Below are 12,114 nucleotides of genomic sequence, written 5' to 3'. Positions count from 1 at the left end.
AGGGACCTTCGCTTCATGACCGTCGCCGCTTCCGGCCCGGTGTTCTCCCTGCGGGAAATCCCGTTCAGCTACCACGGTTCGTGGTTCGGCTTCTCGCCCGTGGTGGCGGAGAAGACCTACGCGCAGGACGTGCACCTGGTCTCTCACCAGACCGGCATGCACCCGATCCTGCGGCTGGTCCCCGACGCCGCGGCCGCGATCACGGCCACCCCGCACCAGCTCGCCTGGAGCCGCGACGACGGCCGGATCGACCTCGCCTACGAGAGCGCCGACACGGTACGCGTGCGCGGCCGCGGCCTCGGGCTCCGCCTGCTGGCGGCCGACCCGGTCCTGACGCCGTTCAGCGGCCCGTACTTCTATCAGGACCCCGTCGACGGATCGTACGTCTTCACCGTCTACCAGACCGGCCGCCGCTACCGGATCACCCTCCTCAGCGGACAGGCCGAGCACCTCGGCGCGCAGGCGCTTCGTACCGCCGAACGCGGCGTCGTCCTGAGCGGCGCGTGGGAGATCGCCATCGAGGAGTACGAAACCGCCCGCGCCCCCTACGCGAGCACGGACCCCTTCGAGCAGGTGGTCAAGGCCGCGCGGGCCGAGTTCGACGCGTTCGCCGCGGCCGTCGCGCCCTGGCGCAGCGACCGCACGCCCGCCGCCGAGCTGGCCGCCTATGTGCTGTGGTCGGCCACCGTCCGCCCGGCCGGGTTCGTCACCAGGCCCGCCGTCCTGATGTCCAAGCACTGGATGGACAAGGTCTGGAGCTGGGATCACTGCTTCAACGCCATCGCCGTCGCCGGTGGCCTGCCCGACCTGGCATGGGACCAGTACCGCCTCCCCTTCGACCACCAGGACGCCGCCGGCGCGCTGCCCGACTCCGTCACCCACTCCGAGATCCTCTACAACTTCGTCAAACCGCCCATTCACGGCTGGGCCCTGCGCCACCTTCCTCCGCCGCCCGAGCCGGTGGACACGTACCGGCTGCTGGAACGCTGGACCACGTTCTGGCTGACGGCGCGCCGCGCCCCCGGCCGGGAACTGCCGCACTACCAGCACGGCAACGACAGCGGATGGGACAACGCCACCACCTTCGACCCCGAGCGGGTCGTCGAGACCGCCGACCTGGCCGCCTTCCTCGTACTCCAGATGCGCGAACTCGCCCGGCTGGCCATCGACCCGGGCGCTGCCGCCCGGTGGACGGAAGAGGCCGACCGGATGCGCGACGCCTTGCTCGCCGAGCTGTGGGACGGCGAACGGTTCGTCGCCCGCAGCGCGCATTCGACACGGACCTGGCCCAGTTCCAGCCTGCTCGACCTCATTCCGATCGTGCTCGGCGACGAACTGCCCGAACCCGTCCGCGCCGCCCTGGCCGCCGGCATCGAGAAGCACCTGACCGCGTTCGGACCCGCCACCGAACTGCCTGCTTCCGAGCACTACCAGGACGACGGCTACTGGCGAGGCCCGATCTGGGCGCCCTCGACCGTCCTGATCGAAGACGGCCTGCGCCGCGCCGGATACACCGGCCTCGCCGACGAGATCAGCGCCCGCTTCCGCAAGCTGTGCGAGAAGTCCGGCTTCGCCGAGAACTTCGACGCCCGCACCGGCGAAGGGCTGCGCGACCGCGCCTACACCTGGACGGCCAGTGCTTACCTCATTCTCGCCGCCGCCCACGAGCAGCGAAGCAGGGGCTGACGGCGGCAGCGAGCGCCAACGCCCGGACGACGATCAAGCAGCTGGACGCTCCGCTCCCCCACGATCTGGTCCGCCGGCGGGGCAGCGCGCGGCGCGGTCAGCCTTTCGGCCGTTTACTTGAGCTCGCTGCCGGGGCACTTCAGGAAGTTGAGGCCCGGGCCGTACTTGACGTTGTCGACCGACATCCAGCCGTGCGTGCCGGTGCCTTTGATCCGCGCGTAGGCCCACGGTCTTCCGTAACTGTTGAGCACCCAGCAGTGGACGTACAGCACGGCGCCCTTGGCGACCTTCGTTATGGTGGCGCACCTGCTGCCCGCGTAGGGCCCGGCCTTGAGGTTGTACGACCCGATCATGGTGACGTAGCCGGTGTCCAGGTTGGCCACCCGCGGCCGCGGGCAGCCGAGCTCGGAAGCGGTGGTCGCGCTCGCAGCGGGGGCACTGGCGAGGGCCGCGGCGGTGATGGCGCCTGCTGCGACGAGGGCCTGTAACGTCGTCTTCATCGTGAGTCTCCTGTCGAGTTCGTGACGACATCGTGCGGCCCGGGCTGTTGAGTCCGTGTTGAGGCCGTGTTGAGGCCCGTGAACTCCGATCCCACGCGGGGGGCAGGTTTCGCTTCTCCATTCGTGACCGGTCGCGTGTGGATCTTGGCGGCACTGGCCGGGATGGCGGCGCCCTTCACCGGCGTGCGCGGAACCCGGTGGCCGGTGTCTGCACCCCGGCCCTAAGGGTTCTGGAAGGCGACTTCGGGGTTGGCGGGGGATGGGCCGTCCAGCAGTGGCTGGTGTTCGCCGTGTAGGTGCTGGTCGAAGAAGGCGCCCACGTACGCCGTGGTGATCTCGCCAGACCGCTTTCCCGACAGCGGCGCGGTGGGATCGGTGATCCCGGCCTGCCCGCCCAGGATGGGCAGGTCGATGAAGGTGAAGTGGCCGGAGTCGGCCACGGTCAGCCAGCGCTTCCAGCCGTCCAGGCGTCGCCAGTCTCGCAGCCAGGTTGTGTCAGGGGAGTTGGGCGAGTGCTGGGCCTTGGTGCCGAGCATGAGGAACGGCCGTTTGGCGAGGCCGGCGGTTGGGACTGGTGTGAAGAACGTGCCGTCCATGTTCACCCCGGCGCGGACGCGGTGGTCGGTGGCCATGACGCTCGCTGCGGCATTGCCGCCGAGCGAGTGGCCGACGGCGCCGATCCGGCGTGGGTCGATCATCTTCCAGCGCTTCCAGATGGGTGCAGGTCCGGCGGCGTGGGTCAGCTGGTCGATGACGAAGGAGATGTCGGCTGCCCGGCCGGCGGCGGCCTTGCCCAGCAGCTTCTTCTCCGCCTCATCGGAGGGAGCCTTCTCCACCGTCTCGCATGCAACGCAGGTCAGGGTGCGGCCGCCTGGGAAAGTAGTGCCGTACGACTCGTAGGCGTGATCCACGAGTGCGACGACGTAGCCCTTCGAGGCGAGTTCCTCGGCGAGCGTGGTCAGGGTGGCGCGGTTGAGGGTGAAACCCGGGGAGAGCACCACCAGGGGGTGCCTGCCGCCGACGGGGCGGGCGCCGACGCGTGCGTTCGTGCGGACGGCGGCGAGTTGTTCGGCCTTGAAGACAGTGTCGAGCTTCTGCCCTTTGAGAAGGAGACGGGCCTCGTCGGTGGTCATGTACGGTGCGGGGCTCCCGCCGTGGCGGCCAGGGTAGTACATCGAGACCATCAACTCACGCGGGCCTGCTGTGGGCACCCACGGGTCACGGCGCTTGCTGTCGACGAGATGCAGGATGTCGCGCCCGACTTCGTACTGCCCGGTGGGTCGAGGGATCGCGGGACTCACGTCGGAACTGTCCGCGGAGGAGGCCGCGGCGGCCGGGAACGACATCGAGGCGGCCATCACAGCCGACAGGGGCAGGGTTAGGGCGAGGAGGACGACCGCGGCGTTGCGGCGGGTTCTGATCATGGGTAGCACCGTAGGAAGAACCCCGCCGTGCCCGACATTGCCGAACGATCGGCCGGTGCCCCTACTTTCGTAAGGTTCCCGGGTAGAGCCTCTCAAGCTCTGCACGTTCTACCCGCACGCGGCTCTGCACAGAAAGCCGTACGCCGGCAGGCGGGTCTACTCCGGCATGTGGATCAGGTCACAGACGATCTGGATGGCTCACATCGCGAGGGGGGCTTCGGCACGCAGCAGCCGGATCTGGTGCCGGTCGCCTGCGCAGCCGTCTGAATGACCGACCCGTAGATACATATCAGGCCGGCGCATTGGGTAGGCCGGGACGCTGCGGGTCGTCTCCCACGACCCAGTACAGGCCCACTTCAGCGAGCAGGATGGTTTCGGCTACGCGAAGTGTGCCCGCCCGAGCGGACGCCCTTCGCTCTCCCACAGAGAATGCGTTAGCAGGAGCGGCCTGTATACCAGGCATGGGAGGCCCGAGAAAAGGCTTCGAGATATCTGTCTTGCCATGGCTGCAGGCAGACGAAGGTGTTGGGCGAATAACGGTAGTCTATTTCAACCTCGATCCGACTGTTTCCGCAGTGGTAGTAGTGGAGGGTCGCACTCCAGGCGTCGCTGCTGCGGTAGGCGCCGCACTGCCAGCCCACGGGGGCTTGGAGGATGCCGACGTCGTTGGAGGCGGTGGCTGAGGTGCGGTTAGGGGATGCCTGCGCGGCGGGCGCGGCCAAGGCGATGCTTCCCACGGCCGCGGTGGCCAAGGCGATCCGGGACATAGTGGTGAACAGGCTCATGCCTCTCCTTTTTCTGTCCGTGCCGTCGGTGTGACGTTACAGCGATTGTCACCATGTCCGGCGGCTCCGTACAGAAGGATTAGAGCCATTAAGCATCGATATCCTGCCATTCACACCATCGGATCCCGCCCTAACTAAGAGTGATTGCCAAGCGTTCCTCGTAGGGAATATTTGCTTGATCGCATACGCGGTACTATCGCGCACGGCTACCGACGCCCATTTCGCCAAGATGGGCGGGTTGATCCGTCCCGGCATCGTCTTCGACATCGATCTCGGGGAACTGGTGGAAAGCCACCACGTGGTCGCCCGCGGACTGGAGATGATCGGGCGGCGACGGTGTGCTGCACTACGAGTTCGTCCCCGGACTGCGGCAACACGAGATGGATACCAAAGGGCCGTTCTTCTGGTATTGGACGCTGTCCATCGAGGATGACCTCGGCACCCCTTACCGCGACGACAACGGCGGTGCCTTCGACCCAGGCGGCGAGACGGCCGCGCATGAAACTCGCTACCTGGGTGCGCCGGTTCCCCGCTCCGTCGATCGGAGCGGTGGCCGCGCAATTGGCCAGCCACGGCATCCGCTGAGGCCCCGCCGCCGCCGGGTCGTCGAAGGCGCCGGCTGCCGCCACCTACACCGCCGCTACGAACGCCGAGCCGACCACTTCGCATTCTTCGTCACCATCGCCGCAGCCCTCATTTGCCACCGCCGACTCACCGCGGGATTCTTTGACTCCGGTGGAGAGTCGTTGTGAGGCCCCGATGTTCGCCATGCCGATCAGCGCGCTCGGGCTGAGCTTCGACTTCTTCCTGGCCGGACGGAAGCAACTGATCCGTGGTGTGACCACCCAGGACCGAAGCAGGTCCTGCACCCCCGACACCCAGGAGGTAGAGCCGTGGGCTCTGGCAAGAAAATGTGGACGGCAGCGTTGCTGGCCACTGCTGTGCTGGCGATCACTACGGCCTGCGGCAGCGAAGGCGCCGACGGCAAGATCAAGTTGCGTTTCTCCTATTGGGGCAGTGACGCACGGCAGAAGATGACGCAAGAGGCGATCAAGAAGTTCGAAGCGAAGAACCCGAACATCGACGTCGAGGAAGAGTTCTCCGACTTCGGCAGCTACTACGAGACGCTGGCCACGAAGGTCGCGGGCGACGAAGCGCCTGACGTCATCACGATCGAGATCCGCGGCCTGCGGGAATACGCCGACCGCGGCACGCTCACCGACCTGTCCAGCACGGTCAACACCGCCGACATCGACGGCAAGGTGCTGGCCACCGGTGCCATCGACGGGAAGCAGTTCGCCATCCCCACCGGCGTCAACGCCTGGTCCCTGGTCGTGGACCCGAAGGCGATCAAGGACGCGGGGCAGGAACTACCCGACGACACCACGTGGACCTGGGAAGAATACGTCGACTTAGCGGCGAAGATCACCGCAGGGACCGGGGGCAAGGTCTACGGCACGCAGCAGGCTTTCAACCCGGCTTTCCTGCAGATCTTCGCCGCTCAGCGGGGCGAGTCCCTCTACAAGGGCAACAAGATCGGCGTCTCGCCCGATACGCTCAAGGCGTGGTGGGCCGTCCACCGGAAGCTGATTCAGACCAAGGGTTCTCCGGACGCCGCCAAGAGCGTTGAGCTCGGAACCCAGGGCGAGGACCGATCGCTATTCGCCACCGGCAACGGCGCGATGGGGATGTGGTGGAGCAACCAGCTCGGCTCGATCAACAAGGCGTCAGGCGGCAAGGAAGTGGACCTGCTGCGGATGCCGAAGGCACAGGGCGCCACCACCGGCGGCATGTTCCTGCAGCCCGCGATGTTTTATACCGCCTCGGCAAAGTCCGAGCACCCGGCGGAGGCCGCCAAGTTCATCGACTTCATGATCAACGACCCGGAGGCGGGCCAGATCATCCTCAGCGACCGCGGCCTGCCGGCCAGTTCCAAGGTGCTGGCGGCGGTCAGGGACAAGCTTCCGGAGGCCGACAAGAAGACGCTGGCCTTCCTCGATGAGATCAAGGGCGAGCTCACGGACGCGCCCGCCGCCCCGCCGAAGCTCGCCAGCGCCATCGAGGAAATCCTCAAACGGTATACGAACGAGGTTTTGTTCGGCCGGATGACGCCTGACGATGCCGCTCAGAAGCTCATCACGGAGGCCAACGCCCTCATCGCAGGCTAGAGGAGGGACTTATAGTACGCGTTCGCCGGGCTCGGGCACCGCGCGCAGATGTACGTCGACGCGCCCGATGCGTTCGACAAGCTACCCGAGCTCGCCGACGCGGTCATGGAGTCCCTCAGGGCGGCGAGCTCGGTCCGCTCTGGGCCGGCCCCAAGCCCTGGCCACTCACGCCCAGCGCCCCACCGGCTGACCGCAAGGATCCCTACCTTGTCCCTGGCAGGCAACTCTGGACGCCCTCCAGGAACTGCCGGAGATCGGCCCCGAAGGTCCGGTCGGTCACTTCGGTCTGAACATGGGCACCGCGATCGGGGTGCCGTTGACGGCGGTCGAACCCAGGATCACCGCCGCGGTCTTCGGTCTCTTCTGGCCCGAGCCCCTGGCCGAGACGGCGAGGCAGATCGCCATTCCGATCGAGTTCGACCTCCAATGGGACGACGAACACATCGACCGCCAATCCGGTCTCGCACTGTCCGACGCCTTCGCCTCGAAGGAAAGACGTTGCACGCCAACGCGAGCACGCATAAGGAACTGCCCAGGTTCGATGCTGACAGCGCGGTCCGGTTCTTCGCCCGGCACCTCGGCAGGGCCGACACGTCACCAGCCTGACATGACGGGTATCGGCGTCCGGTCACCAGTCGGGCGCCGATACCGCTGTCACAGCTCGACAGAGGCGGTCATGCCGAGAAGGTCCTCGACCTTCTCGGCGTTCACCCCGCTGAGTCCCGGTGCGACCCGCCCGCGTCGGCAAGCCGTCACGACGAGGTCGCGCGCACCGTCTGGGCGGCCACCAGGGCGGCGTAACGGCCTCCGTAGGCCAGGAGCCGGTCGTGGGTGCCCCGCTCGACGACGCGGCCACCGTCGACCACCAAGATCAGATCCGCGTCGCGGATCGTGCTCAACCGGTGCGCGATGACGATCCGGGTCTGGGTGAGCCGGGCAAGGTGGCTCTCGATCGCCGCCTCGCTCTCGCTGTCGAGGTTGCTGGTCGCCTCGTCCAGCAGCAGGATCTTCGGCCGGGAGAGCAGGGCACGCGCGAGGGCGAGCCGCTGCCGCTGGCCGCCCGAGAGTCCGGCGCCCTCGGTGAGCATGGTCTCGTACCTCATGGGCATCTGGCGGATCTCGGCGTCCAGGCGAGCCGTCTTCGCCGCCTCGACGATCCGGGCGAAGGACGCGTCGGGGTCGTTGAGCGCGATGTTCTCCCTGATCGTGCCGGTGAAGAGCGAGGGGTCCTGGGTGACGACGCCGAACTGCCGCCGCAGCGTACGCAGGTTGAGCTCGCTCACCGGCACCCCGTCATAAAGGATCTCGCCCGTGGTCGGCGTGTGGAGTGCCAGCAGCAGTCGGGCCAGCGTGCTCTTGCCCGACCCGGAGGAGCCGACCAGTGCGACCTTCTGGCCGGGCTCGATCTTCAGTGAGATGCCCTGGAGCGTCCACGGCGCCCGGGGGTCGTACCGGAAGCCGACGTCGCGCAGTTCGACCGCGCCGCGCAACCGGAGGACCTCGATGCCTTCGGAAGGTTCAGGGTCGGAGGTCAGGATGTCGGAGAGCCTGTCGAAGTGGGCGCCCGCCTGCTGGAGGCTCTGCATGCTCGACATGAGCGACGACAGCGGGGTGAGCGCGCCGACGGCGATGGCGTTGAGCGCGAGCAGCGTGCCCAAGGTGAGCTCCCCGTCCAGTGCCCGCCAGGCTCCGACCCACAGCAGGCCGAGCGGGGCGAGCACGCGGATGGCGCCGAGCGCCGCATCCAGCAGGCCCTGGGTGATGCCGCCGCGGATATCCGCGTTGAGCTGCGCGGTGAAGTTCTTCGACCATTGGCCGACCGCGTGCTTCTCGGCCCCGGACGCCTTGAGGGTCTCGATTCCCCCGATGGCCTGGATCAGCTGGCTCTGCGTCGCCGAGAACGCGGTCAGTTCCTGCTGGGCGAGATAGTTGACCCGGCGGCTGGTCGCCAGCAGCAGCACGATCTGCAGGAGGGCCACGCCGAGGAGGCACACACCGAACAGCGGGTCCTGTATGAAGACCAGGATCAGGTACCCGATCGCCAGCGGCCCGTCCAGCAGGGCCGACAAGATCTGGCCGGTCAGCATCTCCCTGAGCACCGCGACGCTGCCCGCCCTGGTGACCAGGTCTCCCGTGCCTCGCAGTGCGAAGTAGCGGTATGGCAGGGCGATCAGGTGGGAGACCACTCCCCGGGTCAGCTCGGCGTCGGCGCCCGCCCTGACCGCGACCAACAGGACCGACCGCAGCGCGCCGACCACGAACTGCGTCACCGTGGCGAGCAGTATGCCCGCGCCGAGCACGCCGAGGAGCGTATCGGCACCCATCGGCAGCACCCGGTCCACCAGCACCTGCGAGAACAGCGGCAGCACCAGCCCGAGCGCCTGCAGCAGCAGCGACGCGAGCACGACCTGCGCGAGCAGACCCCGCCGGCGCATGACGAGATTCTTCAGGAACTGGCGCCGCCACGTGCTCGCCGCACTGGAGCGCCCCCGCCTGAACGTCGGGCCCGGCTCGAAGGCCAGCAGGACGCCGGTGAATCCGGCATTGAACTCCTCCGCCGTGAGCCTGCGTCGCCCGCGCGCGGGGTCCACGATGTCGACGCGATCGGGAGCCCAGCGCTCGACCACCACGAAGTGGTTGAACTCCCAGTGGACGACGGCGGGCATGGGGATGCGGGCGAGGTCCTCGGGTTCCAGCGAGAAGGCCTTGGCGGTCAGCCCCGACTCACGGGCGCCCGCCACGATGGCGAGCGCGGTGAGCCCGTCCCTGCCGACCTGGAGCCGGTCGGTGAGTTCGTGGAGCGAGACGCGGTGCCCGTGGAACGACAGCACCATGGCCAGGCACGCCGCCCCGCATTCGGAGACGGTGTTCTGCAGCAGGACCGGCACGCGCCTGCTCATGACGAAATCCCTGATGCCACGACGAGCGCGAGAGCGGCCCCGATGGCGAGGAGCACAATGACCAGCCCCCAGAGCAGCACGAACCACCCTCGCCGGATGACCAGCGGCCTGCTCTCCCGGGTGGAGGGGCTGGCGTACCGGTGCAACGCCTCTTCACGGTAGATGGGGCGGCTCACGACCAGTGCCATTCGATCGACGCGCGCTCGCGGCGCTCGGCCAGCCAGGCATTGAAGGCGGCCTGCCCCGCGGCGGCCAGGGCGGCGGGGTCGTCCTCGGCGGGCCGGCGTTCGATCACCGAGCCGGTGAGGAAGCCCTTCTCGTGCCGGACGGGCCCGACGACGCTTCCCGGCTCGGCGCCCCGCAGCGGTTCGGGCAGCTCGCACTCCCACCGGTCGCCGACGCTCGCGTGGGCCTCACCGGCGGCCGCAGTGAGGGAAACGATCAGGTCGGCGGGCGCGGCGGCGCTGAGAGGGGCCGGACCCGTCACCCACAGAGCCCGTACCCTGGCGAACTCGGCGCGGTGCGTGGCGAGGTGGGCCGGGGCGAGCTCCGCCTCCTTGCGCCGCCGGAACCTGCGGCGGCGGGCGATGGCGCCGACATACTCCTCGAACTGCGGCAGGGACATTCCGACCTGCTCCAGCCAGGCGACGGTCGCCGCGCGGTCGTGCAGGCCGCGCCCTCTGCGGAACTCGTCGGCCGCCGCTTGGAGGTCCTCAACGGCCAGCGGCTCGTCGTCGGCCATCACCTCGTTGAGGACCAGGCACTGCTCGACGATCTCGTCGTGCGGGGACATGTTGGTGCGGGAGAGCGAGCGCAGCATGGTGAGCGCCTGGGCCACGGACAGGTGAACCTGGTCCACGCTTACGAGCTGGCCCGCCGCCCAGTGGGTCGAGTGCTCGATCAGCCAGGGCACGCCCTCGTCGGCCGGGGCGGTCAGCGCGACCGTCCCGCCGTCCGGGTGCGCGAGCAGGAGGTCGTAGTCGACCACGGGTGTACCTGGCCGGATGTCGACGACGAGCTGGGCATCGGTTTCCGGGTTCTCGGCCGTCCACTCCGCGGCGGTCCTGCGGGCCGCGTCCACGTGGGCGCGCCTGCGGGGCAGCCCGCGCAGCAGTTCGACGGCGGACTCCAGCACGGCACCGAAGTCACTCATGGGACTCTCCCTCCTTCGCATGGGTGACCTCATGCGCATAGGCGACGTCCTTCACATGGGCGACGTCCTTCGCATGGGCGACGTCCTTCGCATGGGCGACCGTCTGACCGGCGATCTCGTCGCGGGCGAGCCAGGCGGCGATGGCGTCGCTGATGGGCAGGCCCGTACGAATCTCGATGAATCCCCAGGCGCCGTTGGGGTTGATCTCCAGGAAGACGTAGTCGCCTTCCGGCGTGAGGATCAGGTCGATGGCCCCGTACGTCAGCCCCAACGAGGCGACCAGCTCGACGCACCGCTTCTCCACGTCCGCGGGAAGCGCGTGCGCGGCGTACCTGACCCGGTCGTCGTCGTAGTGGCGCCAGTCCTCCCTGGCCGTCCGGGACGCCTGGGAGTCGATCTCGGCGGCGAACACCTCGTCCGCCACGACGATCACGCGCAGCTCCACGGCCTTGGACACGTACGGCTGGAGGATCACGGGCTCGTGCTGGAGCAGGTGCCGTGAGGTGAGGTGACGGCGGGTCAGCACGGTCGTGTACGTGCGGTGGTCCTCGCCGTCGATCGTGAAGTCATCGGAGTTGATCTGCTTGGCGATGAGCCTGCCCTCGGCGCGCTCGTACGCCGGGACCAGCTCGGCCGGATCGTTGGTGAACGATGTCTCCGGTATGGAGAAACCCAGCGCCGCCGCCCGGGCCATATGAATGATCTTGTTATGGGCCTGACGCTCGGGCTCGCGCCGCGAGGGCAGCCACCGGGCGGGGATCAGGTCCCAGGCTCCGTCCAGAAGGAACTGCGCCTGCCAGTCGACGTGCTCTCGATGGCTCGGCTCCGACACCTCGGCCGACGCCGCCGAGCGGGTCGGACGCCTGCGCCACACCGCCGTCACCGTCGAGAGATCGAGCGTGCCGTTCTCGGTGTGGAGTGTGATTCGGTGCTCTCCATCCGCGAAGGCCACCGTGAGCCGGCTCCTGGCGGGAAACTCCCCGCTGTCCCACCAGGTCACCGGGATGTTCCGGCGCAGCAGCTTCGGCATCACCATGTCGACCGTGTCGTCCAGAGGGTCGCTCAGTATGAGGATCATGTTCCAGTCGCCTCGCTCGCGGTGTCTCTCCGTACGAAGACGGCGGAGCGGGACGGGCCCGCTCCGCCGTCGCGGAAGGAGGTCAATGTGAACGGATGGTTCTTGAACTCAATTTCGGGAGCCGTGGGCCCCGCGAATCTTCCTGATCACAACTCGCCCGGTACGGGTCAGTTGTTGGTGCCCACCCACTCGGCGGGCTTGCCACCGATGTACCAGGACACGGACATCCGGCCACCGGCCACGTCGCCCAGCTCGGCGTCGGTCAGCTCGGCACCGTCGATGGCAAGGTCGTTCAGCGAGATCTTCGACATTTCGTTTCCCCTTTCACCGCTTCCGCGGTGTGTCTTCGTTCCCCCGGTGTGCCGTGGAACCTGTCGTGCTTGTGATGACGAAGTTAGGGACGACGACTTGAAAGGGACT

The 12,114-nt window shown here is 68.1% G+C and carries 11 protein-coding genes; 3 read left to right on the top strand and 8 right to left on the bottom strand.

Translation table 11 applies throughout. The features are described from left to right. Positions 1-15 precede the first annotated feature (15 nt). The gene (locus tag ACTMTI_RS24885) at positions 16-1,686 is read left to right on the top strand and encodes an amylo-alpha-1,6-glucosidase (RefSeq protein WP_441122910.1); all 1,671 of its coding nucleotides are present in this window, start codon (positions 16-18) and stop codon (positions 1,684-1,686) included. 113 nt (positions 1,687-1,799) lie between these two features. Here ACTMTI_RS24885 and ACTMTI_RS24880 read toward each other — a convergent pair whose 3' ends face one another. The 3 genes from ACTMTI_RS24880 to ACTMTI_RS24870 all read right to left on the bottom strand — a co-directional run bounded on the left by ACTMTI_RS24880 (position 1,800) and on the right by ACTMTI_RS24870 (position 4,395). Beyond that, positions 1,800-2,186, bottom strand: a complete 387-nt coding sequence (locus ACTMTI_RS24880) for a hypothetical protein (protein ID WP_441122909.1) — start codon at positions 2,184-2,186, stop codon at positions 1,800-1,802. Between the two features lie 221 nt (positions 2,187-2,407). After that, on the bottom strand, positions 2,408-3,610 hold the full coding sequence (locus tag ACTMTI_RS24875; protein ID WP_441122908.1) for an alpha/beta hydrolase family protein: 1,203 nt from the start codon (positions 3,608-3,610) through the stop codon (positions 2,408-2,410). A 434-nt stretch (positions 3,611-4,044) separates the two neighbouring features. Continuing rightward, entirely contained in the window at positions 4,045-4,395 is a 351-nt protein-coding gene (locus ACTMTI_RS24870) for a DUF6355 family natural product biosynthesis protein (RefSeq protein WP_441122907.1), read from the bottom strand. Positions 4,396-4,733: 338 nt separating this feature from the next. Here ACTMTI_RS24870 and ACTMTI_RS24865 point away from each other — a divergent pair, with 338 nt between their 5' ends. Together ACTMTI_RS24865 and ACTMTI_RS24860 are read left to right on the top strand one after the other, a co-directional pair. Then, complete coding sequence (locus ACTMTI_RS24865) at positions 4,734-5,147, top strand: hypothetical protein (RefSeq protein WP_441123160.1); 414 nt, start codon at positions 4,734-4,736, stop codon at positions 5,145-5,147. Between the two features lie 141 nt (positions 5,148-5,288). Then, the gene (locus tag ACTMTI_RS24860; RefSeq protein ID WP_441122906.1) at positions 5,289-6,563 is read left to right on the top strand and encodes an ABC transporter substrate-binding protein; all 1,275 of its coding nucleotides are present in this window, start codon (positions 5,289-5,291) and stop codon (positions 6,561-6,563) included. Positions 6,564-7,315: 752 nt separating this feature from the next. Here ACTMTI_RS24860 and ACTMTI_RS24855 read toward each other — a convergent pair. The 5 genes from ACTMTI_RS24855 to ACTMTI_RS24835 form a co-directional block, all read right to left on the bottom strand. Beyond that, a complete protein-coding gene (locus ACTMTI_RS24855; protein WP_441122905.1) occupies positions 7,316-9,463 on the bottom strand; it encodes a peptidase domain-containing ABC transporter in 2,148 nt (715 codons plus the stop codon). Next, positions 9,460-9,639 (bottom strand): hypothetical protein, encoded by a 180-nt coding sequence (locus ACTMTI_RS24850; protein WP_441122904.1) that lies wholly within the window; start codon positions 9,637-9,639, stop codon positions 9,460-9,462. The genes ACTMTI_RS24855 and ACTMTI_RS24850 overlap by 4 nt, the downstream gene beginning before the upstream one ends. Beyond that, positions 9,636-10,616: a TIGR04500 family putative peptide maturation system protein gene (locus ACTMTI_RS24845; protein WP_441122903.1), complete on the bottom strand. Its 981-nt coding sequence runs from the start codon at positions 10,614-10,616 to the stop codon at positions 9,636-9,638. Before ACTMTI_RS24845 ends, ACTMTI_RS24850 begins: the two co-directional genes overlap by 4 nt. After that, complete coding sequence (locus ACTMTI_RS24840; RefSeq protein ID WP_441122902.1) at positions 10,609-11,694, bottom strand: MvdC/MvdD family ATP grasp protein; 1,086 nt, start codon at positions 11,692-11,694, stop codon at positions 10,609-10,611. The genes ACTMTI_RS24845 and ACTMTI_RS24840 overlap by 8 nt, the downstream gene beginning before the upstream one ends. Before the next feature lie 167 nt (positions 11,695-11,861). Beyond that, entirely contained in the window at positions 11,862-12,005 is a 144-nt protein-coding gene (locus tag ACTMTI_RS24835; protein ID WP_397127281.1) for a putative ATP-grasp target RiPP, read from the bottom strand. Positions 12,006-12,114 lie beyond the last annotated feature (109 nt).

Source organism: Nonomuraea sp. H19 (genome assembly GCF_052068215.1).
Classification (GTDB): domain Bacteria; phylum Actinomycetota; class Actinomycetes; order Streptosporangiales; family Streptosporangiaceae; genus Nonomuraea.
The sequence above is the reverse complement of the archived record's forward strand: the minus strand, read 5'-3'. Positions and strand labels throughout refer to the sequence as shown.

What these genes read in the sequence shown, in the direction of transcription:
- ACTMTI_RS24845 (WP_441122903.1), bottom strand. Translation starts at nt 10,616, where the DNA reads ATGAGTGACTTCGGTGCCGTGCTGGAGTCCGCCGTCGAACTGCTGCGC.
- ACTMTI_RS24855 (WP_441122905.1), bottom strand. Translation starts at nt 9,463, where the DNA reads ATGAGCAGGCGCGTGCCGGTCCTGCTGCAGAACACCGTCTCCGAATGC.
- ACTMTI_RS24880 (WP_441122909.1), bottom strand. Translation starts at nt 2,186, where the DNA reads ATGAAGACGACGTTACAGGCCCTCGTCGCAGCAGGCGCCATCACCGCC.
- ACTMTI_RS24835 (WP_397127281.1), bottom strand. Translation starts at nt 12,005, where the DNA reads ATGTCGAAGATCTCGCTGAACGACCTTGCCATCGACGGTGCCGAGCTG.
- ACTMTI_RS24875 (WP_441122908.1), bottom strand. Translation starts at nt 3,610, where the DNA reads ATGATCAGAACCCGCCGCAACGCCGCGGTCGTCCTCCTCGCCCTAACC.
- ACTMTI_RS24870 (WP_441122907.1), bottom strand. Translation starts at nt 4,395, where the DNA reads ATGAGCCTGTTCACCACTATGTCCCGGATCGCCTTGGCCACCGCGGCC.
- ACTMTI_RS24840 (WP_441122902.1), bottom strand. Translation starts at nt 11,694, where the DNA reads ATGATCCTCATACTGAGCGACCCTCTGGACGACACGGTCGACATGGTG.
- ACTMTI_RS24885 (WP_441122910.1), top strand. Translation starts at nt 16, where the DNA reads ATGACCGTCGCCGCTTCCGGCCCGGTGTTCTCCCTGCGGGAAATCCCG.